The organism is uncultured Sphingomonas sp. (genome assembly GCF_913778135.1).
Classification (GTDB): domain Bacteria; phylum Pseudomonadota; class Alphaproteobacteria; order Sphingomonadales; family Sphingomonadaceae; genus Sphingomonas.
Map to the genome: position 1 here is coordinate 1 of NZ_CAJYVU010000142.1, position 22,990 is coordinate 22,990.

Genomic DNA, 22,990 nt, shown 5'->3' on the forward strand with positions numbered 1-22,990 from the left:
GCGGACGGGTCGGGGGTTGACCTCGCCAACGTCAAGATGAGCATGAACCCCTTCGACGAGATTGCGGTCGAGGAAGCGATCCGCCTGAAGGAGAAGGGTGTCGTGACCGAGATCGTCGCAGTGTCGATCGGCGAGCAGAAGGCGCAGGAAACGCTGCGCACCGCGCTGGCGATGGGTGCCGACCGCGCGGTACTGGTCGTCGCCGAGGGCAGGGTCGAGCCGCTCGGCGTCGCCAAGCTGCTGGCGAAGATCGTCGAGGAAGAGCAGCCGGGTCTGGTGATCCTGGGCAAGCAGGCGATCGACGACGACAACAACCAGACGGGGCAGATGCTCGCCGGCCTGCTCGGCTGGGGTCAGGCGACCGCGGCGTCGAAGGTCGAGTTGTCGGCGGATAGCGCGACCGTCACGCGTGAGGTCGACGGTGGTCTGGAGACCGACACCTACAAGCTGCCCGCGATCGTCACCACCGACCTGCGCCTGAACGAGCCGCGCTACGCGAGCCTGCCCAACATCATGAAGGCGAAGTCGAAGCCGATGGCGCAGAAGACGCCGGCCGATTACGGCGTCGATGTCGCCCCGCGCCTGACCACGCTGAAGGTGGTCGAGCCCGCCAAGCGTCAGGCCGGCATCAAGGTCGCCGACGTCGACGAACTGGTCGGCAAGCTCAAGTCGATGGGCATCGCGAACTAATCCGAAAGGACCTGAACATGAAGACTCTGGTGTGGGTCGAACACGATGGTTCGACCGTGAAGGACGCGACACTGTCGGCGGTGACCGCGGCGTCGAAGCTGGGCGAGGTTCACCTGCTCGTCGCTGGGCAGGGCGTCGACGGTGCCGCGCAGGCGGCAGCTAGGATCGCCGGCGTCGGCAAAGTCCACGTCGCCGACGACGCCGCCTACGCGCACGCGCTGGCCGAGAACGTTGCGCCGCTCGTCGTCGAGCTGATGGGGCACCACGACGCGTTCGTCGTGCCGGCGACCTCATCGGGCAAGGCGATCGCGCCGCGCGTCGCCGCGCTGCTCGACGTCATGCAGATCAGCGACATCCTGTCGGTCGAGGGCGAGGACACGTTCACGCGTCCGATCTACGCCGGCAACGCGATCGCGACCGTGCAGACCAAGGATGCGAAGAAGGTCATCACCGTGCGCGGCACCGCGTTCGAGAAGGCCGCGACCGAGGGCGGTTCGGGCACGATCGAGGCGGTCGCCTCGACCGGCGACAAGGGTCTGGCGACCTTCGGCAGCCAGGAGCTTGCCAAGTCGGAGCGGCCTGAGCTGACCAGCGCGAAGATCATTGTCTCGGGAGGGCGCGCGCTCGGCTCGGGCGAGAAGTTCCACGAGCTGATCGAGCCGCTCGCCGACAAGCTGCACGCGGGCGTGGGTGCAAGCCGCGCGGCGGTCGACGCAGGCTATGTGCCCAACGACTATCAGGTCGGTCAGACCGGCAAGATCGTCGCGCCGGAAGTCTATGTCGCGGTCGGCATCTCGGGCGCGATCCAGCACCTCGCCGGCATGAAGGACAGCAAGACGATCATCGCGATCAACAAGGACGAGGACGCGCCGATCTTCCAGGTCGCGGACATCGGCCTGGTCGGCGACCTCTTCAAGCTGGTCCCGGAACTGACCGAAAAGCTGTAGTCAAGGTCTCCCGCTTCACGCCGCCAGCGCGGTCGCGCTCGCCAGACGCTGGCGGCATTCGGTAACGATGCGATGCACCAGCGTCGCACAATCGGGTACGTCGTCGATAAGCCCGACGACCTGACCACCCCATACCAGCGCATCGTCCACCGCCCCGGTCTCGAGCGTCGCCCGGCCGCGCGCGCCAGTGACGAGCGGGCGGACATCCTCGAAGGGAGCGCCGGCGCGCTCCGCCTCGATCACCTGTTCGGCGATCGGGTTGCGCAGGACGCGACCGGTATTGCGATAGCTGCGAAAGACGAGGCGCGTGTCGCGCTCGGTGGCCTCGACCATCGCCTGCTTGACGGCTTCGTGCACCGGCGCCTCCCGCGTGGCGCAGAAACGGGTGCCCATGTTGACGCCCTCTGCCCCCAGCGCCAGCGCCGCCGCCATGCCGCACCCGTCGCCGATGCCGCCCGAGGCAATGACGGGAATACTGAGCGCGCGCGCTGCCGCGGGGATAAGAACGAGGCCGCCAATATCGTCCTCGCCCGGATGGCCGGCGCATTCGAACCCGTCGATCGAGACGACGTCGATCCCGTCTCGCTCCGCTGACAGCGCATGACGCACCGAGGTGCATTTGTGAAGCACGCGGATACCCGCGGCCTTGATGCGTGGCATCAGGTCGCGGGGGCTACGACCGGCGGTCTCCATGACGGTCACGCCGCCCTCGATCACCGCCTCGACCAACTCGGCATAGGGCGGCGGCGAGATCGAGGGCAGGATGGTGAGGTTCACGCCGAATGGGCGATCGGTCATGTCGCGGCACCGCGCGATCTCGGCCGCCAGTGCCTCCGGCGTCGGCTGTGTCAATGCGGTTAGGATGCCTAGCCCACCGGCGTTAGAGACGGCCGCGGCCAGCTCTGCGCGACCGTACCACATCATACCGCCTTGAATGATCGGGTAGTCGATGCCGAGCAATTCGGTCACGCGCGTGTGCATCGGCGGTGGCGGCATGCTCATTGGCAGGCAATCCTTTGATCGAGACGATGTCGCAGTGTCCTGACCAAGCGTCCGGAGCCGCCGCAACTTCGAACGGGCGGTCGCGTCGGGGCAAGCCCGGCCCAGGACATATCGCCAGTTCGATGAGGCGGGCCTCAACGTTGTGTTGCACCCGGCTTTGGCGTCGAAGTCCTATACCTGACGGGCGGGAGAAGCAGATATGACGTCGCAAGCCCTTGAGGGGGTCAGGATTCTGGATCTCAGCCGCATCCTAGCGGCACCGTTCGCCAGCCAGTTGCTTGCCGATCTGGGTGCGGAAGTCATCAAGGTGGAGCGGCCCGGCGTCGGCGACGACGCGCGACAGTACGGCCCGCCGTTCCTGGCCGATGCGGACGGCAAGGATACTCGTGATGCCGGCTTCTACCTGTCATGCAACCGCAACAAGCGTGCAATCACCGTCGACCATTCGACCGTCGAGGGCGCGGCGATCATTCGCGAGCTGGCGGCGAAATCCGACGTGTTGATCGAGAACTTTCGCACCGGCGTCCTCGCCAAGTACGGCCTTGACCATGAGTCGCTCAGAGCGGCGAACCCCAGGCTCGTTTATTGCTCGATCACGGGTTACGGTCAGGATGGTCCCTACGCCGACCGGCCCGGCTATGACGGAGTGTTCCAGGCGATGTGCGGGATGATGAGCGTGTCGGGCTTGCCCGACGGCGAGCCCGGCGGCGGACCAATGAAGGTCGGCGTGTCGATCGTCGACATCCTGACCGGTCTCTATGCCGCGAACGCGATCCAGGCGGCGCTGCGTCATCGCGATCGGACAGGGCAAGGGCAGCATATCGATCTGGCGCTGCTCGATTGCGGGCTCGCTTCGCTTTCGCACTACGTCCAGAACTATCTCATTTCGGGCAAGGTCCCGGCGCGACGGGGCAATGGCGGCTATGGCGGCATCCCGTCGCAAACGTTCCGCTGCGCCGATCACGAAATTTTCGTCGTCGCGAGTACCAATCGCCAGTTTGCGGCGCTGACCCGTGCGCTCGGTCAGCCCGAGCTTGCCGGCGACCCGCGCTTCGACGAGGTCAGCCGCCGTATCGAGAATCGGGAAGCGCTGCTCGCGATCTTGGGCGAGGCGTTCGCGCAGCGGCCAGCGGCCGAATGGCTGGCGTCGCTCGAAGCAGCCGATGTGCCTGCAAGCCCCGTCAACGACGTGAAGACCGTCTTCGACAATCCCCAGATCTGCCACCGTGAAATGCTGTCGTCGGTGGATCATCCGGTCGCCGGTACGATCAAGGTGCTCCGCAATCCGATCCGGCTGTCGGAAACGCCGATCGGTCCGCCGCGCGCGCCGCCGGTACTGGGGCAGGACAACGACGCGGTACTGCGCGGGCTGCTCGGCCGCAGCGACGAGGAAATCGCTGCCCTGCAAGCACATGGTGTCATTTGAGGTCGGGCGATCGCGATTGCGATCAAGCGCCCGATGCGCTTGAGCATGCCGGCAAGTAAGGGGCACCAACTGGCACGGCGTTCAGTTGAGGCCGGAGGAGAGTAAGAATGTCTGAAATGCCGGCGCTGCAATCCGAATATGACCTGATTGTCATTGGATCGGGGGGCGGGTCGATGGCGGCGGCGCTGACTGCCAAGACGCTCGGCAAGCGGGCGGTGATCTTGGAGAAGATGGACAAGGTCGGCGGCTCGACGAGCTTTTCGGGCGGCGTCTGGTGGATTCCGAACAGCTCGCTCCTCCGTGAGGCAGGTATCGAGGACAGCTACGAGAAATCACGGCGATATTACGACAGTGTCGTCACCTATCGTGGGCCTGGCGTGACACCGGCGCGGCGCGACGCCTTTCTCAAGGGGGCGCCGCGGATGCTCGACTTCCTCATCGGATTGGGCCTGAAAGTCAGGCGTCCGCAGCCTAATTGGCCCGATTACTATGACGAGCTTCCCGGCGGGCTTCGCGAAGGCCGCTCGATCATGCCCGCCAAGTTCAACCTGAAGGAGCTCGGCGCGTGGAAGGATCGGCTGGCGCTCTACGGCCCGCTGACCCATATGCCGATGGGTTCGGACGAGTTCCCGGTGCTGTTTCTGCTCAAGCGGACGATGGCCGGAAAGCTGATGGCAGCGAAATACGCCGCGCTGATGCTGCGCGACAAGATCACCGGGCGGCAAACAGTGTCGAACGGCGCGGCGATACAGGGACGGATGCTCCAGATTGCGCTGCGCGAGGGCGTCGAACTGCATCGCTCGACCCCGGTCACGCGCTTTATCGTCGAGAAGGATCGAGTCGTCGGCGTCGTGGTCGAACAGAATGGCCGCGAGATCGAGGTGCGCGCGCGTGACGGCGTGATCGCCAATGTCGGCGGTTTCTCGCGCAACAAGGAGATGCGCGAGCGGGTGATGGGCGGGCTGCCGACGTCGAACGAATGGACCAATGCCAATCCGGGCGACACCGGCGAAGTCATTCAGGCGATGATGGACATGGGCGCCGCGACCGACTGCCTCGACGCGGCCTGGTGGGTCGTGACCTCACGCAACACCGACGGCAGCTGGCCCGAGGGGGCGGTGTGGACCGACGGGACGGTGGTACCGTTCATGCACCACCTCGACCTAAGCCAGCCCTTCTCGATCATGGTCGACCAGGACGGCCGACGCATCGCCGACGAGGCCGGCGCCTATATGGAGATCGGCGAGCGCCTCTACCAGCGCCAGCGCGATACCGGACGGGCGGTGCCCGCATGGGTCATCTTCGACAAGCGCCATCGCGAGCGGTACAACTGGGGCGCATCGCAGCCCGGCGTCACGCCGAAGTCATGGCTCGAAAGCGGCTATATGAAGAAGGCCGATACGCTGGCCGCGCTTGCCGCGGCTTGCGGGATCGACGCCGCTGGGCTGGAGGCGGAGGTCGCGCGCTACAATCGGTTCTGCAAAACGGGCGTTGACGAGGATTACGGGCGCGGCAGTCGCGCCTTCGACAATGCGCACGGCGATCCGACGGTGAAGCCAAATCCCAATCTGGGTGCGATCGAGCAGGGGCCCTTCTATGCCGTCGCCATCTATCCGGGTGACGTGGGTACCGCGGGCGGTGTCGTCGCCGACGAATATGCAAGGGTGCTGCGCGAGGACGGATCGGTAATCGAGGGCCTTTATGCGGTCGGCAACTCGACGGCGTCGGTGTTTGGACGATGCTATCCGGGGGCAGGCGCCAGTATCGGTGCGTCCTTCACCTTCGGCTATATTGCGGCTCATCACAGCGCGGGCTCGAACGAGCTGTCCCGGATCCTGAGCTGACCGACCGCCCTTGGTGTCGTGAGCATTCGCCGGAGCCGTCATCATCCATGCTCCGAAGGCGCGTGCCACAAGCCTATGAGGCGGGCGCGCTTCGCCAATGTGGCTGGAATGCTGACGCAAGCCGTTTTTGATATCTCCGATCGGATTTCGCGGATGCGATGGACGAACGGACCGAAAAGCCTTTCGATAAGGGCACTTGTCATTACATCCCGAAAAGCCGACATTATTCGAAAGCGCTGAAGCGCGGCGTAAGGAGTTGGATATGGCAACCGTCGTCGACACGCGTCCGCGAGACGTGATCCGGGTCTCCAAACGGGGTTACCTTTCGAAGGATTTCCTGGAGAAGGAAAACGAACGTCTCTGGCCGCGCGTTTGGCAGGTTGCCTGCCGCGAGGAGGAGATTCCTAACCCCGGCGATTATAGCGTCTATGATGTCGCCGACGAGACGATCGTCGTGGTGCGCAATCGCGACGGCGGCTTTAACGCGTTCCATAACGTCTGCCCGCATCGCGGCCGGCAGATCATGGAAGGGTGCGGCCATGCCGTGAACTTCCGCTGCCAGTATCACAATTGGACGTTCAATCTAAACGGCAAGAACGTCGCGGTGCAGGACCGCGACGACTGGGCCGGTACGCTGGATCGTGAAGGTATCGATCTTCAAAAGGTCAAGACCGCAAGCTGGGGCGGATTTGTCTGGATCAACATGGATCCTGACAGCGAGACGCTGGAGGAATATCTCGGCGTCGTACCGGAATATCTCGACCCGTTCGAGTTCGAGAACATGCGCTACCGCTGGTCGCTGGAACTGCACCTGCCATGCAATTGGAAGACCGCGCTCGAAGCCTTCATGGAAGGTTATCATGTCGCCGCGACGCATACCCAGCTGCTCGACGAGCAGGGCGAGGACTATACGACCAGCTTCGCACACGGGAAACACAGCCATTTCGGTTATTGGAATTCAACTGCGATGTTGGGCACGCCATCGCCACGCTTGAAGAAGGCTACGCCGGCGGACGTGCGCCCGGGCGTGGTGGAGTTTTTCCGCAAGATGGAGGACACGTTCGGCGCGATCTTCACCGACCGCGATTACGAAGCGGCCAAGAAGATTATGGATGAGGTGCCCGCCGACGCCGATCCGATGACAGCGTTCGGCATGGCAGTTGAGCTGGGCCGGCGCGCAGCGGAGGAGGATGGCTGCGGCTACCCGCCCAACCTGACGCCCGAGGCAATGTTCAAGGCCGGGACCGACTGGCATGTCTTTCCCAATTGCGTGACGTTGCCCTATTTCGATGGTGCCGTCTGGTATCGCGCGCGTCCGGACGGCAACGATCCCGACAAGTGCATCTTCAACATTTGGTCACTCAAGCGCTACGGCCCCGGCAAGGAGCCGAAGGTCGAGACACGCGTCGTCAAGGACGTCAGTGGCGAGACCTTTGGGCAGATCGTCGACCAAGACGTTGCCAACATGGCAAAGGTGCAAAAGGGGATGAAGAGCCGCGCCTTCCGCTACGCCCGCCCCAATCCGGTGCAGGAGGTCGAAATCATCAACTTCCACAAGCATCTCGAGGAATATGTCGACGGCACGCATAGCGACTAAAACGGGTATCGATGAGGCGGTGGCGAGCAGGGCTGTATCCTCACCCGAGCGCTGCGAACGTCGTTCAGGCAGGTCTGAACGACGTTCGCAGCGCTCGCGTTCGCACCGGCCGGCGCGCAGTGCGCTGCGTTGATCGCGCCGTCTGATCGTCTCGCATCGGTTGCGGTGCGAAGGGTCATGATGCCGAGATAGGCTTGCTACTTGTTCCTCCGCGTTCGATGAGCATGTGCGCGACCTGCTCCAAAGGCAGGAGATGTTCAGTCGGCACCGCTACTGTGCCTTCTGTCACTCAGCCGGTGGCGCAAGCGAGATCGGCCCGGTCGGGTTCGACCCCCAATCATGGCGGGTGGTTCGATGCGGCCAAACCGGTCGATCATTGCCGCCGTCACAATGCCAATACGACCGCAGGCATGGGCGGCGCGGCGGAGGCGGGCTGCTGCGTTGTCACCTAACGTGCTGACGACACGATCGATTTGCTAGCAGCGTAGCTGATCGACGTCGACCAACAGAACCGCATCCAGTCCCAAGTTCAGAGATGGCCTACGGTGTTGTTTGCGCTTGGAGGCTATGATGAAGGTACTATGTCGACGTGCCGTATAAGTCGTGAAACGACCGATAGCGGCGGTGGCACCGGTCACGACCATAGCTTCCTGCGGGTTAGGGCGAATGTGGCACTCTTCGAGAAAAAGGGCCGGTTAACCCCGAGTTCGAGATACCCGCGGTGACGGCGTCTGGCAGCTCGTCGGGGCAGAGAGCCTCGCGGCCTGCTCGCGCGAAGGCGACCTAGACTTAGGCATGTTGTTTGATCGGATTGAGCATGACGACGACGTAGTCGCCGCTGGCAACGCCGCGTGCCGCTTCGCGTGACCCATCGACGGTGCCAATGACGTCATAGCCGGGCATGTCCGCTAGGCTGAGCGCCAGTGATCGCGAAACATGCCCGATCGCTATTTGGCGTCCGTCAGAGTGACGGCAGCGACAGCGACCTGAACGCGCAATTTACCGACGCTGGGTTTTGGTAGCGGTTGGTTGCCAACACTTAAGGCCGTCGGATCGCCTTAGATGGCGAAACTGACGACACGTATTACCGACGCTGCACTCAGGAATAGACCCCTTGCGCACGCGCCGCACGAGCGACGGCATCGAATTCCTCGTACACGTTCATCGGCTCGGACCAATTCGCCATTGTCTCGATTTGATCGAAATGAGCGCCGATATCTTCGATCGTGGGCGGCGTCACGCCGGCAGGCGCAACCCAGCCATCGACCGCGCAGATGCGCACGCGGGCGTAGCGGCCCGAATTGCTGGAATACAGACCGTGCGTCGCGCTGCACACCTCGCTGACCAGATACAGCGCCAGCGGTACGTTGAATGGAGGGATGACCCGCCCCGCACTTGCAGTGAAATCGGCGTTCCGGACCGCGTCGGCGAAGGGCGGGATTTCCATGAAGCCAGGATCCATTTCGGCGGCAAGCCGCGAGTCGGCGGTCGGTAGCAGCACGTTTGACTGGATGCCGTAGGCTGCTCCCTCGAGCGCGACGACGTTGCTCAGACCGACGAGGCCGCACTTGGCGGCGCCGTAGTTCGCCTGCCACGCATGGCCGAAGACGCCCGATGCCGACGCCGTGAACAGCATCCGGCCATAGCCGCCGCGGCGCATCGCTCGATAAGCCGGCTGACCGACATAGAAGGCACCCTTCAGATGGACGTCGAGGATCGTGTCGATCTGCTCGTCGGTCAGATCATCGAAACGGTTGTTGCGTAGGAAGCCGGCATTGTTGATGCAGATGTCGACACGACCCCAGTTGTCGAGTGCCGCCTGCACGATCGCAGAGCCACCGGCTCGCGTGGCGACGCTTTCGTGGCTGGCGACCGCCTCGCCGCCCGTTGCCCTGATTTCCTCCACCACGCGATCGGCGGCCGTCACCGACTGACCGTGGCCGGACCCGGAACCGCCAAGGTCGTTAACCACCACCCGTGCCCCGCGCCGCGCCAGTTCGAGCGCATATTCCCGGCCGAGGCCGTTGCCGGCACCGGTGACGATAGCGACGCGGTCGTCGAAGCGAATGTTCACAGGGCCTCTCCAAGTCGATGGTGCGGAGACGGTGATCGGAGCTGCCGCCATCGTCGAGATGTCTGCGCGAATATCGGCTCCGTGATACTCGCCGGCGAGATCGCCCCATGCGCGCGCGCGCTGCTAGGATCGCGACATCGACTGCACGAGGAAGCATCATGGCCATCGACAAGCGAACTGTCACCTTCACCAGCGAAGGCGTGCAATGCGAGGGTGACCTCTATCTCCCCGCCGGTTTCGACGAGCACGCAAAGACGCCGGCGCTGGTAATCGGTCACGGTTTCACGGTCGCGCGCACGAGCCTGGTCGAGGAAGGCCGGCTCTTCGCGGAGGCGGGCTATGTCACCCTGGCGATCGACTACCGCCATTTCGGCGGATCGGGAGGCGAGCCGCGTGGACGGCTCTGGCCGCTTCAGGAAACAGAGGATTTCAAGGCGGCGATCGACTGGCTGGAGACCCAGCCTGGCATCGATGCCGACAATATCGGTATCTGGGGAACGAGCTTCGGCGGGGGCGTGGTGACCCATGTCGCCGCGCATGACATTCGCGTCCGCGCCTGCGTCGCGCAAGCCCCGATCCTCGACGGCGATTTCTGGATCCGCTCGCTAAACCGCGAGAGCGATTATCTGGCAATTCGAAAGTATCTGCGCGATGCGCGTCGCGCGCGGGCGACCGGGGGCGGCGATCCCGTCTTTCCGATGATGGTGCCAGCGGATGACGGCTTCGTTCCGATGCCTGCCGACCCGGCGATGATCGAGGACGTGACGAGCTGGTATGCCAAGACCGGCGACATGCTGATGCATTCGGCAAGCGAGATGACGATCGAAAGCTACGAGCGATTGATGGAATTCGATGCGACCTACACCGCACGCAAGATCGCGCCGCGCGCTTATTGCATCGTGCAGCTGACCGGGCACGACGTCTATCATCCCAACGAACCGATCCAGACCGCGTATCGCGTCGCGGGCGAACCCAAGCGGATGGTATCGCTGCGCATGGACCAGCTCGACTGCTACAAACCCGGTCAGCGCGAACAGACGATCGGCGCCGCAGTCGCCTTCTTTGACGAGTATCTGAAGTGAACGAGGCGGCATTCGACTATATCATCGTGGGTGCCGGGTCGGCGGGCTGCGTGCTCGCCGATCGCCTGACCGCCGACGGTCGATCGAAGGTGCTGTTGCTTGAAGCCGGGCCGACCGATGCGACGCCACTCGTTTCGATGCCGAAGGGGTTCGGCAAGTTGCTCGCCGACCCGAAGCGCGTGCACTACATTCCGACCGCAGCGGACGGCGACATTCCGGGCGAGACGTGGATCCGCGGCAAGATGCTGGGCGGTTCGTCTTCGGTCAACGGCATGATGTATTTCCGCGGCCATCCCGAAGATTATCAGGAATGGGTGGCGCTGGGTGCGACTGGCTGGGGTTGGGACGTGATGTCGCGCGCGTTTGACGCGACGGAAAAGCAACTTCGACCGTCCGTATGCCAGGAACATGGCGAACTTGGCGATCGGCTGATCGCAGCGGCGGGCGCGCTGGGTGTGCCGCGCGTCGACAACCTCAACCACGACGAGCAGTTCGGCATCGGTTATGCGCCGCGCACGATCCGCGACGGTCGCCGCACCAGCGCGGCGGCGGCGTTTCTGAAGCCGGCAATGCGTCGCCACAACCTTAAGGTCGAGACCGGTGTTTCGGTTGATCGCATCACGTTCGAAGGGACGCGGGCGACCGGCGTGATCGGCCGCCGCGGCGGCGCGCCGGCTCAATACAACGCTCGCCGTGAAGTTATCATCAGCACCGGCGGGCTGTTCAGTCCACAGCTCCTCCAGCGTTCCGGCATCGGTCCGGCAGCGTCGTTGGCGTCGCTCGGCATTCCGGTGATCCACGACGCGCCGGGCGTCGGGGCCAACCTGCTCGAGCACCGGCTTCAGATGATGCACTATCGGTTGAACCGGCCGATCAGCGCTAACCCCCGGTTGCAGGGGCTCGGCCTGATGCGCAGCGTGCTTCGATATGCACTCGGGCGCAAGGGCGTGCTGGCAGCGGGTTCCTACGACGTGGGCGCCTTCTTCAAGAGCGACCCGGCGCTTGAACGACCCGATTGCGAGTTGCTGATGGCGCCCTATGGCTATCTGTTCCAGCCCGATGGGTCGACCAAGGTTCCCGATTTTCCGAGCTTTCACATGTTCGGCTATCCGCTTAGATCGCGAAGCAAGGGAACGATCCGGTTGGCGAGTGCGGACCCCGACGTCCCGGCAGTCATCAAGCCCAACTATTTGTCAGACCCATACGACCGACAAGTGACGGTGGCGATGTTTCGTTTCATCCGCCGGCTGGTCGCAACTACGCCGCTAGCCGACGTGATCGCCGAAGAACTAGCACCGGGTCGCCAGATCGAGACCGATCAGGATATCATCGACCTCTACCGCACGCGCGGACAGGCCGGCTATCATGCCTGCGGCACCGTCGCGATGGGGGGCGAGGACGCGCCGCTCGATCCCGAACTACGCGTGCGCGGGGTAAGTGGCCTCCGTGTGGTGGACGGATCGGTGATGCCGACGATGCTGTCGGCCAATACCAACGGTCCGATCATGGCGATCGGTTGGCGCGCCGCCGACCTGATCCTGCGCCGCCGCAACTGAAATATCCGGGCGAGCGGGCAGGTCTGCTCGCCCTGATCCCCTTCGGCTCACCGACAAAGAAAGGGTGCCGGTCCAAGGACCGGCACCCGGAACGCTGACCGGCACCAAGTGCCGGGTCAGAACTTCGCCGACAGCTCGATCCCATAGGTTCGAGGCTCGCCAAAAGCCGAGGCCGAGAAGCCCGGACCGGCCCCTGGGGTAACGCCGCCGATAATCGGGCCGCCGCTGGCAAGGTACAGGCCGCCCTGCATGTAGTATTTGTTGAAGATGTTGTTGGCGAACAGCGCGACGCCAAAGTTGCTGCCGGCGATCCGACTGATCCCGATCCTGGCGTTGGCGAGGGCATAAGCGGGCTGAACCGCGTCGAGATCGAAATCGTCCAGCGGAGTATCGCTTCTATAGGTCGCGTTGACGTTAGCGGTCAGGTCGCCGACGCTGTCGATCTCGCGGTTATAGGTGATACCACCGCCAACCTGATGCTTTGGAATTGAGTTGAGCGCAATCGTGCCGTTGTCGCCCTTGACCACCTTGATGTCGACATACGAGTAGAACAGGTTGAACGACAAGCCGTTATCGAACGATAGGTTGGCCTCAAACTCGCCGCCGTAATTGTGCTGCGCGCCGATATTGCTGACGATGGTTGCGATCGCGGTACCAACAAGAATGTTCTGCTGACGCTGAACATTTTTATAGTTCTGAAAGAAGCCGGCCAGATTAGTTGATAGTTTCCCGGATCCTATGTCAAAACTGTTCTTGATGCCCGCTTCATACTCTTGGACCGTCTCCGGCTGAAATGGCTGGAATGCCAGGTCCGACTGCGCGCGTAGGTTGAACCCGCCCGATCGATATCCACGACGAGCGGAGATGTAGAGATTGAGGTCGGAGTCGGACTGATACTGTAGCGTCGTGTCCCAGGTCACCGCGTCGTTCTTGAGGGTGCGCGTGAATGAGCAGTTGTTGAGCGGCACTGTGCCGAGGCCGTTGAACAAACAGAAACCCGTTCCGACCCCCGGAATGACAAGCTTGGGCAGCGATGGGCTGACCGTTGCGCGGCGCAGGTCGTTGTTATAGCGGACGCCGCCTGACAATTTGAAGTGATCCGTCAGCTTGTATGTTCCGGCCAGGTAGAAGGCGTAACTCCGCGCCAGACCCTCCCCGATCTGGCTTTGATTGAAGGCGTCGGCGTTCTGCGAGAGGAATGAACCGGCCAGCGCAGGAATGCTCGAGGCGTAGCCGATCGATGTCAACTGCGGGAACGTGTTGGCGAAGGCGCCGTCGGTGCCCTTCTCAAGGAAGAAGTAGCCGCCCGTCGTCAGCTGGAACGCTTCGCCGAACGGCGTTCCTTGCATCTGGAACTCTTCGCTGTAGTTTTCGGTGTTTGAAAACTGGACCGGGAAGATCAAAGAGTTTGGACTGCCGTCATAGTCTGTATGATTGACGTAATCGATCTTGCGATAGCCAAAGATATTCTTGAACGTAACGGGCCCGGCATCAAGTGTCGTGCGGTTGACGACGCCGTAGTTCTTGATCCGGTTGTACGGTATCCCCGCGCTGCCATCGAGCGCCGCGTTCGTGCCGATCCTGCCCGTATCGATCCGATAGCGACCCAACGCCAGCGCTCGATTGAAATTGCCGATGATATCCTGCGGCGGGGCACCGGCTGCCAACGGGAAGAAGGGCGAAGCGCCCACCTGCTGCGCGATGACGGTGGGTTGGCCGTTGCGCGGATCGATCAGATTGTAGCCGATCAGCTTCAGGCCCGTGCCATGCTCGTCCTGCTTGAGATAGTCAAAGGCCGTGTAGTTCCGAAGTCGACCAAGCTTGAGTTCGCCTGACACACGAAAAGCATGATAATGCTGGTCGTCATAATCACGACCGGTACTGACGTCGCGGGTAAAGCCGGTCCGATCACGATATTTACCGGCCACGCGAAAAGCAAATACGTCCTTAATCACGGGAACGTTGACCATCCCCGACACGTCTTTCAGATCATAATTGCCATATTGGCCGGTGATATCGGCGTGATATTCACCCAGGTCGGGATGATTGGGTTCGACCAGCACCGCACCGCCGGTCATGTTCCGACCGAACAATGTGCCCTGCACACCCTTGAGCACCTGCACGCTCTGAATATCGTAGAAGTTGCTGCCGAAACCGTAAGGGCGGGGCAGCACCACCTCTGCATAATAGGTTCCGACGGGTTGATCGGTAAGCAGCTGTGCTTCCTGAGTGCGCTGCCCGCGGATTGCATAGGCGACGCTGGTGCGGCTGGCACCGTTTGTCGTGACTGACAGTGAAGGCGTTTGGCTTTGAAGACCGAAGATGTCGGTGACCCCGCGTTCAACGAGCGACGCGCCCGAGACGGCGGTGATCGAGATCGGCACGTCCTGAATGCGTTCCTCGCGGCGACGGGCGGTCACGACGACTTCGCCGCTCGCGGCACGCCCCGACGCCTCTGTGTCGTCTTGGCTGGCATCAACAGGGTTTTGTGCGGCCGGGGCGGCAGGCGCGGGCTCTGGCGTGACGGCTTGGGCGTTTGCAGTGGCCGCCAGCGCGAGCTGACTGACCGCGGCGATCAAATACGCGGCTTTCATGGATCCTCCTCCCCAGTATGGCGGTCACGACCCCGGCTCAGCGGTGCGTTGTCCCGGCGCAAAACCTCTTCCCCAATCGCGCGCCGCGCAATCCGGGATCGGCGTCCTGGGGCCAAGCATCACATTGGCGATGTCGCCCCTGCGCCCCTTGGGTGACGAGGGAAAGCGCGTCAGGAAGTGACGATGTCATCGCCACTGCTGTCGGAAGCGTTCGTCGTCGACGCCGTTTCGTGGCATCGGTGATCGGCAACCTGCCGTGCGTTTCAAGAGGTTCGTGATGACCAGCAACTACGCCCCCGATGCAGCCACGCAGCTCGAAATCTATCGCCGCGTCGCGTTGCTCAAGGCCAATGACGAGCGCAGCCGCAAGGTCATCAAGACCGGTCGCCTCGTCATGCCCTATTACAGTTATCGCGGGCAGGAGGTGATCCCCGCCGCGACGATGACCGCGCTGGAAGACACCGATTACCTCGTCACCATCTATCGCGGCATTCACGACATGCTGGCCAAGGGCATGCCGCTGAAGGATCTGTGGGCGGAGGTCGCGGGCCGCGTCGACGGGACCTGCAAAGGCAAGGGTGGACCGATGCACCTGACCTATCCGGACAAGGGGATCATGGTGACGACGGGGATCGTCGGGTCGTCGATGCCGATCGCGTGCGGCCTCGGCTGGGGATCGCAGCTATCCGGCGACGGGCGGGTCGCGGTGGCGACGTTCGGCGACGGCGCCTCGAACATTGGCGCGTTCCACGAGAGCCTTAATCTAGCGGCGGTGTGGAAGCTGCCGGTGATCTTCCTCTGCCAGAACAACCTTTATGGCGAGCACACGACCTACGAGAAGGCGACGTCAGCGCCGCGGATCGCGGATCGGGCGGGCAGCTATGCGATCCCGGGTGTCCGCGTCGACGGCAACGATCCCATTGAGATGTACGCCGCCGCGCGAGAGGCGGTGGCTCGCGCGCGGGCGGGAGAGGGGCCGACCCTGATCGAGGCGATGACCTTCCGCTTCCACGGCCACGTCTTCGGCGATGCCGATGGCTATATGGACAAGGCGCAGAAGGCCGCTGCGGTCGAGGCCGACCCGGTACCCCGTTTCCGCGCCCGTCTGATCGCCGAGGGTATCGCGACCGAGGAGGAACTGGCGGCGGCCGAGGCCGAGATCGAGGCCGCGATCGACGAGGCGGTCGAGTTCGCGCTCGCCTCTCCGTTCCCCGAACTCGATGAACTGACCCGCGACGTCTACGGAGTTGCAGCATGACCACCGACCTCGCTGATCCGCCTGCCGCGGCAAAGGTGAAGCCCGTCACCATCCTCCAGGCGATTAACGCCGCGATCGCCGATGCGATGGAGGCCGACGACAAGGTCGTCGTTCTAGGCGAGGATGTCGCCGATCCTGAGGAGGGCGGCGTGGTCGGGGTGACCAAGGGACTGTCGAACCGGTTCGGCGAGCATCGCGTCCGTTCGACGCCGATCGCCGAGCAGGCGATCATCGGCACCGCGATCGGCGCGAGTCTCGTCGGCTACAAGCCCGTGGCGGAGATCATGCTGATGAACTTCACGACGGTGGCGATGGACATGATCGTCAATCACGCCGCCAAATTGCGCTTCATGTCGGGCGGTCAGACGCATGTGCCGATCGTCATCCGTACCATGACGGGCACGGGCTTCTCCTCGGGCGGACAGCATTGCGACTACCTTGAGGCGTGGTTCGCGCATACCGCGGGCATGAAGGTGGTGGCGCCGTCCAACCCCGCCGATGCCTATGGCCTGATGCGCGCGGCGATCGATGATCCCGATCCCGTGCTCTACATCGAGAATCTGCCCGCCTATTGGAGCGGCGGCGAAGCGGCGCAGCCCGGCCATGTGGTGCCACTGGGCAAGGCTTGGATCGCGCGCGAGGGCACCGACGTCACGATCGTAAGCTACTCGCGCGTCCTGAACGAGGCGGTCGCAGCCGCCGACGCGATCGAGGCGGCTGGCTTTTCGGCCGAGGTCATCGATCTGCGCACCATCTCGCCCTGGGATCGCGAGACGGTTCTCGCTTCGGTGCGCAAGACGGGACGCTGTCTCGTCACGCACGAGGCGGTGACGCAGTTCGGCGTCGGTGCCGAGATCGCGGCGGTCCTCTCCGAGGAACTGTTCGGCGTCCTCAAGCGCCCCGTTGCCCGGCTTGGCGCACCCTATGCGCCCGTGCCTTTCTCCAAGCCACTCGAAGCCGCTTACGCGCCCGACGCCAAGCGGATCGCCGAGGCGGCAATCACGCTCTGCAAACAGGATAACTGACGATGGCGACCGAAGTACTGCTCCCCAAGCTCGGCTTTTCGATGAACGAGGGCGTGCTCGCCGAGTGGCTGGTTGCCGACGGCGGGCAGGCGGTCGAGGGCGAACCGCTGTTCGCGCTCGAAAGCGACAAGTCGACCAACGAGGTTGAAAGCCCGGCCAGCGGCACGTTGAAGATCCTGAAGGAGCCGGGCGAAACCTACGAGGTCGGGACGGTTCTGGGTATCATCGAATGACGGCCCCGGCGCCCGTCGCGGGCGGGCGCCGGGCACCCATCATCGTGTGTCGCGCTTGATTTTCTTGGCCAGGCTCCAGCGATGGACCTCGCTCGGTCCGTCGTAGATGCGGAAGGCGCGGATTTCGCGGAACACCTGTTCGACGATGGTGTCGCCGGTCACGCCGGTCCCGCCCATCACCTGCACGCAGCGATCGGCCACGCGCATTAGCGCTTCCGACACGGCGACCTTGGCGATCGAACTCTGCGCGGTGCCGAGATCGCCGGTATCGAGGATGCCTGCCGCCCAGTCGGTCATCAGCTCGGCCTGTTTCAGGTCGATGAGATTGTCGGCGAGCATGAAGCCGACACCCTCGTGATCGATCAGCGGCTTGCCGAAGGCCTGTCGTTTCAGGGCATAGGCGGTCGCAAGCTCGTTCGCGCGCGTCGCCGCGCCCAGCCAGCGCATGCAATGCGACAGCCTCGCGGGGCTGAGGCGGATCTGGGCGTAGCGCAATCCTTCGTCCGGCGCGCCGAGCACGGCATCGCCGTCAACGTGCAGATCGTTGATCGACAGTACCGAATGACCACCGGGCATCGAGCTGTCGATGGTGTCGAGCACGCGCTCGATCGTGATCGCCGGGTGGGGCAGGTCGATCAGGAACATCGTCGCGCGCACGGGCTCTCCCTCGGACGAGGTTCGCGCCATGACGATGCCGACCTTCGCGCCGGCATAGCCGGTGATGAACGCCTTTCGCCCGTTGATCGTCCAGCCGTTGCCCGCTGGCGTGGCCGTGGTCTTCATCATCGACGGATCCGAACCCGCGCCGCCGTCGACCGCTGGTTCGGTCATCAGGAAGGCCGAGCGCGCATCGCCGGCGATCAGGGGGACAAGGAAGCGCGCCTTCTGCGCCTCGGTCGCGACCTTCCCCAACAGGAACATGTTGCCCTCGTCGGGGGCCATGGTGTTGCAGGCGAGGGGGCCGAGCGGAGACAGGCCCGACTTGCGCAGCACGTACGCCGTTTCGCGCTGGGTCAGGTGCCCGCCGCCGGGCAGGATGTGCGGCGTCAGCACCCCGGCCTGGCGTGCCAGCCCGCGCAGCTCGTTGACGAGCGCGTCGGTCGGGCCATGGGCGTCGCGACGCGGATCGCGCTCGAACGGGGCGACGACATCGCGGACGAAGCGTTCGACCCGGTCGCCGATCTCGGCGGCGCGCGGCGTGACCGCTGGACTTTCATAGGTGGACATCAGCGGGTTCCCGTCTGTTCCCAGCCGATCCGCGCCAGTTTGGGCAGCGTGTCGACCAGCGATTGTGCCGTCGCCGAGGCGGCATTGCCGCGGATCAGCCGTCCTTTCACGCCGTGCAGGATCGCGGCGAAGCGGAACATGTTGAAGGCAAGGTAGAAGTCGAGCGCGTCGATGCCCCCGCGCCCCGTCCGCCGGCAATAAGCGGCGACATAGTCGGCTTCCTCCGGGATGCCCAGAGTGGCGAGGTCGGCCCCTGCAAAACCGCCGAGCACGTCGGGCGGAAGGCGGTACATCATCAGGTGATAGGTGAAGTCGCCGAGCGGATGGCCCAGCGTCGACAACTCCCAGTCGAGCACCGCGAGGACGCGCGGCCCGGCATCGTCGAACATGAAGTTGTCGCCGCGCAAGTCGCCATGGACCAGCGTCGTCTCGTCACCCGGCGGTATATTCGCGCCCAGCCAGTCGATGAGCCTGTCAAGATGCTCGTTGCGCCCGGCATCGACGTCCTCGCGATACTGGCGCGACCAGCGAGCCAGCTGCCGCTCGAAGTAATTGCCGGGCTTGCCATAGCTCGACAGGCCGAGCGCATCGACATCCAGCGTGTGGAGCCTGGCGATCGTCGCGTTCATCGCGTCGAAATGCGCGGCGCGGTCGGCCGGATCGAGGCCCGGCATCGTCGAGTTCCAGAAGATGCGGCCCGGCACGAACGCCATGACGTAGAAGGGCGTGCCGATCACGCCCGCATCCTCGCAGAGCGCGAGCGGTCGGGCGACGGGAAAGTCCGCATCGGAAAGCGCCGCGATCACCCGGTACTCTCGCTCGACGGCGTGCGCACCCGGCAGGATCGGCCCAGGCGGCTTTCGGCGCAGGACATAGCGGCGCCCAGGCGTGTCGAGGCGATAGGTCGGGTTCGACTGGCCGCCGTTGAACTGGGTCACCGTCGGCGGGCCGGCATAGCCGGGCAGGTTGGCGGTCAGCCACGCATCGAGCGCCTCGACGTCGAAGCCGTGACCCGCGCGGATCGCACCGGTGCCGCCGAACGCCTGTTGGTGGTCGATGCTCATACGATCTCAAACAGGCCGGCCGCGCCGATGCCGCCCGCCGCGCACATGGTGACGACGGCGTATTTCTCGCCGCGCCGCTTCGCCTCGATCAGGGCATGGCCGGTCATCCGCGATCCCGACATGCCGAACGGATGGCCGATCGCGATCGCGCCGCCGTCGACGTTCAGGCGCGCCGGGTCGATGCCGAGCGTGTCGCGGCAGTATAGGACCTGTACAGCGAACGCCTCGTTCAGCTCCCACAGGCCGATGTCTTCGATTCGGAGCCCGGCGCGTTCGAGCAGGCGCGGCACCGCGAAGACGGGACCGATCCCCATCTCGTCGGGCTCGCAGCCGGCGACCGCGAAGCCGCGGAAGATTCCGAGCGGGGCGAGCGACCGACGCTTCGCCTCATCCGCGCTCATGACCACGCAGACGCTGGCGCCGTCCGACAATTGGCTAGCATTGCCCGCGGTGATGCAGCCGCCCTCGACCACGGGCTTCAGCGCGGCGAGACCTTCGTAGGTCGTATCCGACCGGTTGCCCTCATCCCGGTCGAGCGTCACGGTTTCCTCGCCCGTTACCTCGCCCGCCTTGTCCTTCAAAAGCTTAACGGCCGTCACGGGCACGATCTCGGCATCGAAGCGGCCGGTTGCTTGTCCCGCCGCGGTGCGCTGCTGACTTTCGAGCGAATAGCGGTCCTGCGCGTCGCGATCGATGCCGTAGCGGCGGGCGACAGTTTCGGCGGTCTGGATCATCGAATCATAGGCGCCTGCGACGTTCGTCTTGAGCCATGGGTTGATCGCCCGGTCGCTGCGCGTGTTCGGCAAGGCCAGCGAGCAACTGTCGAGACCGCCGGCGATATAGATGTCGCCCAGGCCCGCCATCACGCTCTGTGCGGCGATCGCGATCGTGTTGAGGCCCGAGGCGCATTTCCGATCCAGCGACACACCGGGCACGGACACTGGCAGCCCCGCGCGCAATGCGCTGGTGCGGCCGATATTGCCGCTCTGCGGCCCCTCCAGGCGCGCTGCGCCCAGGAGTACGTCGTCGATCTCCTCACCCGACAGGCCGGCGCGGCGCGCCGCCTCGGCGACGACGATACCGCCAAGCTCGGCCCCGTCGAGATTGTTGAGCGCCCCGCGCCCGGCACGACCGATCGGCGTGCGGGCGGTGGCGACGATGACGGCATCGCGCATCGGTATCTTCCTCGTCAGTCGGTAACGGCGGTCAGGTCCGCCCAGAATCGGTCGGCACCGCGCGCGCAGATCCGATCGCCCAGTACGCCCGACCAGTGGCTGTCACCGCCGAATTCGGATCGCCAGGCCCAGAGCCGACGGGTCAGCGGATGCAGCGAGTATTCGTGCGTGAAACCGATCGCGCCGTGAACCTGATGGGCAAGCGCGGTGCCCACGCCGACCGCCCGGTTGGCGCGCAGCTTGGCCGCGGCGATCGCATAGTCGCCGTCGCCGCGCCCTTGCGCCTGCGCGGCACCAAGTGCGGCACAATTCGCGGCCGCGGCCTCGCACGCAAAGGTCGCGAGGCTTTGCTGGACCGCCTGGAACTTGGCGAGGGGGCGCCCGAACTGCTTGCGCTCGTTCACATAAGCGACCGACATCGCAAGGCTGGCATCGAGCGCACCGGCGATCTGCGCCGCGCGGGCAAGCGCGCCGAGCGCGAATATGTCGGCGGGAAGGCGCTTGGCCGTTGCACCCTCGAAAGCCAAGTTCGCGCGCGGTTCGCCCGCGATGTTGGCGGCCGACCCGATTGAGGCCTGCGCCATGTCGAGGATCATCGATCCGCCCCCCGGTGCCGGGGCGACGACATAAGCTGCGCCCTCCGCCCAGGCCACGCCGGTAATTGAGCCGTCGAAGCGATCTCCCGCCAGCGTCCCTTCGACCGCGGGCGCGATCGTGCCGCGTCCGTCGAATGCCCCATCCGCCAACGCTGCCGCGATCGTTGCCTCGACAACCGGCAGGGCGAGGGCGCGGTAGCCCGCCAGGCGAAAGACGATTACCGCGTCAGACCAGCTACCGCCAAATCCCCCCCGGCCGGCGTCGACCATCAGCGATGGCAGTCCCACCGCTTCGACCGCGTCCCACGACGCCCCGGACATCTCTCGCGCGCTCAGATCGGCGAACAGGTTATCCGCCATCTCGGCAATCATCTGCTGCTGTTCGTTCATCGAAGTCCCAGTCCGCGCGCTATGATACCCTTCAGGATTTCTCTCGTCCCGCCACGCAACGAGAAGGAGGGCGACAGCTGAAGCAGATGCCCCAGCATCAGACCGAGCGGATCGGGGCCGGCGGGATCGACCTCGATCGCGGCCTGGATCAGTTCGGGAACGGCCTGTTCGAAGCTGTTGCCAAGGTCCTTGACCATCGTCGCCTCGAGCGCCGGATCCTCGCCGCGGGCGATCTTGACCGCGATGGACGCCGACATCAGGCGAAGCGTCCATGTCTCAGCCGCGAGCCGCCCGATGAGTGCGCGGACCGCCGCATCTGGATGCGCGCCGGCACGGCGGATCAGCGCGGTCAGCAGCGTAGTCGAGGACAGATAACGCTCCGGCCCCGAGCGCTCGAGCGACAGTTCGGCCGTCACCTGCCGCCAGCCGTCACCCTCGACCCCGACCAGCGCGCTGGCGGGAAGGCGGACGCCGTCGAAGAATACCTCGTTGAAGTCGTGCCCGCCGGTTAGGTCGATGATCGGCCGGATCGAGACGCCTGGCGCGTCCATCGGCACGAGGAATTGACTGAGGCCGGCGTTGCGTTCCGATCCCTCCTCGGTCCGCATCAAGGCGATCATGACATGCGCGTGGTGAGCGTTGGTGGTCCACACCTTCTGCCCGTCGAGGATCCAGTCGTCGCCGTCGCGCCGTGCGGTCGCACGGACCGAGGCGAGATCGGATCCCGCGTTGGGCTCCGACAGGCCGATACAGGCGTATATTTCGCCGCGGGACATGCCGGGTACCCAGCGCTCCCGCGCTTCTTCGGTGCCATAGCGGATGAGCAGTGCGCCGGTCTGACGATCGGCGATCCAATGCGCTCCGACCGGCGCGCCGGCCGCCAGCAACTCTTCCAGCACGACATAACGTTCGATTGAAGAGCGTTCGTGCCCGCCATAAGCTCGCGGCCAGGTCATGCCGATCAGTCCGGCGGCGCCTAGCGTGCGACTGAATTCAGGATCGGGCACCGCCCAGCTGTTGGCAAGGCGACGCGGATCGCTGCCATCGACATGTGCCGCCACCAGAGCACGGACCTCGGCACGGAGCGCTGCTGCACTTTCGGGCCATTCGATCGATTCGGGAACGAAAGTCTGCAAAGCGACTCCCCTGAAGAGACGACGGGGCCTTGCGGCACTATTGCACCGCAACCAACAGGACCGGATCGATCATC

General features: G+C 64.5%; 18 protein-coding genes. 10 read left to right on the plus strand and 8 right to left on the minus strand.

Annotation, left to right across the window (positions count from 1 at the left end; translation table 11 throughout):
- Both QZ847_RS12940 and QZ847_RS12945 read left to right on the plus strand, forming a co-directional pair.
- Positions 1-690: electron transfer flavoprotein subunit beta/FixA family protein (locus tag QZ847_RS12940; RefSeq protein WP_294357084.1), on the plus strand; the 690-nt coding region annotated here is incomplete at its 5' end.
- A gap of 17 nt (positions 691-707) precedes the next feature.
- Positions 708-1,637 carry an electron transfer flavoprotein subunit alpha/FixB family protein gene (locus QZ847_RS12945; protein WP_294357086.1) on the plus strand — a complete coding sequence of 310 codons (930 nt, stop codon included), beginning with the start codon at positions 708-710 and terminating at the stop codon, positions 1,635-1,637.
- 15 nt (positions 1,638-1,652) lie between these two features.
- Here the strand turns inward: QZ847_RS12945 and QZ847_RS12950 are convergent, their stop codons facing one another.
- Positions 1,653-2,639 (minus strand): nitronate monooxygenase family protein, encoded by a 987-nt coding sequence (locus QZ847_RS12950; protein ID WP_294357087.1) that lies wholly within the window; start codon positions 2,637-2,639, stop codon positions 1,653-1,655.
- Positions 2,640-2,838: 199 nt separating this feature from the next.
- On the opposite strand from QZ847_RS12950, the gene QZ847_RS12955 reads away from it, so the two are divergent.
- The 3 genes from QZ847_RS12955 (at position 2,839) to QZ847_RS12965 (ending at position 7,506) form a co-directional block, all read left to right on the plus strand.
- On the plus strand, positions 2,839-4,065 hold the full coding sequence (locus tag QZ847_RS12955) for a CoA transferase (RefSeq protein ID WP_294357088.1): 1,227 nt from the start codon (positions 2,839-2,841) through the stop codon (positions 4,063-4,065).
- Between the two features lie 107 nt (positions 4,066-4,172).
- On the plus strand, positions 4,173-5,909 hold the full coding sequence (locus tag QZ847_RS12960; RefSeq protein WP_294357089.1) for an FAD-binding protein: 1,737 nt from the start codon (positions 4,173-4,175) through the stop codon (positions 5,907-5,909).
- 262 nt (positions 5,910-6,171) lie between these two features.
- Complete coding sequence (locus QZ847_RS12965) at positions 6,172-7,506, plus strand: aromatic ring-hydroxylating dioxygenase subunit alpha (RefSeq protein ID WP_294357091.1); 1,335 nt, start codon at positions 6,172-6,174, stop codon at positions 7,504-7,506.
- Between the two features lie 1,099 nt (positions 7,507-8,605).
- Here the strand turns inward: QZ847_RS12965 and QZ847_RS12970 are convergent.
- Positions 8,606-9,580 carry an SDR family NAD(P)-dependent oxidoreductase gene (locus QZ847_RS12970; protein WP_294357092.1) on the minus strand — a complete coding sequence of 325 codons (975 nt, stop codon included), beginning with the start codon at positions 9,578-9,580 and terminating at the stop codon, positions 8,606-8,608.
- A gap of 158 nt (positions 9,581-9,738) precedes the next feature.
- On the opposite strand from QZ847_RS12970, the gene QZ847_RS12975 reads away from it, so the two are divergent.
- Complete coding sequence (locus tag QZ847_RS12975; RefSeq protein WP_294190756.1) at positions 9,739-10,662, plus strand: alpha/beta fold hydrolase; 924 nt, start codon at positions 9,739-9,741, stop codon at positions 10,660-10,662.
- Positions 10,659-12,218, plus strand: a complete 1,560-nt coding sequence (locus QZ847_RS12980) for a GMC family oxidoreductase N-terminal domain-containing protein (protein WP_294357094.1) — start codon at positions 10,659-10,661, stop codon at positions 12,216-12,218. The genes QZ847_RS12975 and QZ847_RS12980 overlap by 4 nt, the downstream gene beginning before the upstream one ends.
- A 116-nt stretch (positions 12,219-12,334) precedes the next feature.
- Here QZ847_RS12980 and QZ847_RS12985 read toward each other — a convergent pair whose 3' ends face one another.
- A complete protein-coding gene (locus QZ847_RS12985) occupies positions 12,335-14,812 on the minus strand; it encodes a TonB-dependent receptor (protein WP_294357099.1) in 2,478 nt (825 codons plus the stop codon).
- 277 nt (positions 14,813-15,089) lie between these two features.
- On the opposite strand from QZ847_RS12985, the gene QZ847_RS12990 reads away from it, so the two are divergent.
- Genes QZ847_RS12990 through QZ847_RS13000 form a run of 3 tightly spaced genes read left to right on the plus strand, consistent with a single transcriptional unit; the run spans position 15,090 to position 17,328 of the window.
- Entirely contained in the window at positions 15,090-16,070 is a 981-nt protein-coding gene (locus QZ847_RS12990) for a thiamine pyrophosphate-dependent dehydrogenase E1 component subunit alpha (protein ID WP_294190759.1), read from the plus strand.
- Positions 16,067-17,095 (plus strand): alpha-ketoacid dehydrogenase subunit beta, encoded by a 1,029-nt coding sequence (locus QZ847_RS12995; protein ID WP_294357101.1) that lies wholly within the window; start codon positions 16,067-16,069, stop codon positions 17,093-17,095. Before QZ847_RS12990 ends, QZ847_RS12995 begins: the two co-directional genes overlap by 4 nt.
- Before the next feature lie 2 nt (positions 17,096-17,097).
- Positions 17,098-17,328 carry a lipoyl domain-containing protein gene (locus QZ847_RS13000; RefSeq protein WP_294198173.1) on the plus strand — a complete coding sequence of 77 codons (231 nt, stop codon included), beginning with the start codon at positions 17,098-17,100 and terminating at the stop codon, positions 17,326-17,328.
- A gap of 39 nt (positions 17,329-17,367) precedes the next feature.
- Here QZ847_RS13000 and QZ847_RS13005 read toward each other — a convergent pair whose 3' ends face one another.
- The 5 genes from QZ847_RS13005 to QZ847_RS13025 are packed head-to-tail and all read right to left on the minus strand — an operon-like array spanning position 17,368 to position 22,916.
- On the minus strand, positions 17,368-18,555 hold the full coding sequence (locus tag QZ847_RS13005; RefSeq protein ID WP_294357103.1) for an acyl-CoA dehydrogenase: 1,188 nt from the start codon (positions 18,553-18,555) through the stop codon (positions 17,368-17,370).
- Positions 18,555-19,619 (minus strand): phosphotransferase family protein, encoded by a 1,065-nt coding sequence (locus QZ847_RS13010; protein WP_294357105.1) that lies wholly within the window; start codon positions 19,617-19,619, stop codon positions 18,555-18,557. The genes QZ847_RS13005 and QZ847_RS13010 overlap by 1 nt, the downstream gene beginning before the upstream one ends.
- Positions 19,616-20,794, minus strand: a complete 1,179-nt coding sequence (locus QZ847_RS13015) for an acetyl-CoA C-acyltransferase (RefSeq protein WP_294357107.1) — start codon at positions 20,792-20,794, stop codon at positions 19,616-19,618. Before QZ847_RS13015 ends, QZ847_RS13010 begins: the two co-directional genes overlap by 4 nt.
- 14 nt (positions 20,795-20,808) lie before the next feature.
- Positions 20,809-21,780: an acyl-CoA dehydrogenase family protein gene (locus QZ847_RS13020; protein WP_294357109.1), complete on the minus strand. Its 972-nt coding sequence runs from the start codon at positions 21,778-21,780 to the stop codon at positions 20,809-20,811.
- Positions 21,777-22,916 (minus strand): acyl-CoA dehydrogenase family protein, encoded by a 1,140-nt coding sequence (locus QZ847_RS13025; protein ID WP_294357111.1) that lies wholly within the window; start codon positions 22,914-22,916, stop codon positions 21,777-21,779. Before QZ847_RS13025 ends, QZ847_RS13020 begins: the two co-directional genes overlap by 4 nt.
- Positions 22,917-22,990 lie beyond the last annotated feature (74 nt).

What these genes read in the sequence shown, in the direction of transcription:
- QZ847_RS12945 (WP_294357086.1), top strand. Translation starts at nt 708, where the DNA reads ATGAAGACTCTGGTGTGGGTCGAACACGATGGTTCGACCGTGAAGGAC.
- QZ847_RS12950 (WP_294357087.1), bottom strand. Translation starts at nt 2,639, where the DNA reads ATGAGCATGCCGCCACCGCCGATGCACACGCGCGTGACCGAATTGCTC.
- QZ847_RS12955 (WP_294357088.1), top strand. Translation starts at nt 2,839, where the DNA reads ATGACGTCGCAAGCCCTTGAGGGGGTCAGGATTCTGGATCTCAGCCGC.
- QZ847_RS12960 (WP_294357089.1), top strand. Translation starts at nt 4,173, where the DNA reads ATGTCTGAAATGCCGGCGCTGCAATCCGAATATGACCTGATTGTCATT.
- QZ847_RS12965 (WP_294357091.1), top strand. Translation starts at nt 6,172, where the DNA reads ATGGCAACCGTCGTCGACACGCGTCCGCGAGACGTGATCCGGGTCTCC.
- QZ847_RS12975 (WP_294190756.1), top strand. Translation starts at nt 9,739, where the DNA reads ATGGCCATCGACAAGCGAACTGTCACCTTCACCAGCGAAGGCGTGCAA.
- QZ847_RS12985 (WP_294357099.1), bottom strand. Translation starts at nt 14,812, where the DNA reads ATGAAAGCCGCGTATTTGATCGCCGCGGTCAGTCAGCTCGCGCTGGCG.
- QZ847_RS12990 (WP_294190759.1), top strand. Translation starts at nt 15,090, where the DNA reads ATGACCAGCAACTACGCCCCCGATGCAGCCACGCAGCTCGAAATCTAT.
- QZ847_RS12995 (WP_294357101.1), top strand. Translation starts at nt 16,067, where the DNA reads ATGACCACCGACCTCGCTGATCCGCCTGCCGCGGCAAAGGTGAAGCCC.
- QZ847_RS13000 (WP_294198173.1), top strand. Translation starts at nt 17,098, where the DNA reads ATGGCGACCGAAGTACTGCTCCCCAAGCTCGGCTTTTCGATGAACGAG.
- QZ847_RS13005 (WP_294357103.1), bottom strand. Translation starts at nt 18,555, where the DNA reads ATGTCCACCTATGAAAGTCCAGCGGTCACGCCGCGCGCCGCCGAGATC.
- QZ847_RS13010 (WP_294357105.1), bottom strand. Translation starts at nt 19,619, where the DNA reads ATGAGCATCGACCACCAACAGGCGTTCGGCGGCACCGGTGCGATCCGC.
- QZ847_RS13015 (WP_294357107.1), bottom strand. Translation starts at nt 20,794, where the DNA reads ATGCGCGATGCCGTCATCGTCGCCACCGCCCGCACGCCGATCGGTCGT.
- QZ847_RS13020 (WP_294357109.1), bottom strand. Translation starts at nt 21,780, where the DNA reads ATGAACGAACAGCAGCAGATGATTGCCGAGATGGCGGATAACCTGTTC.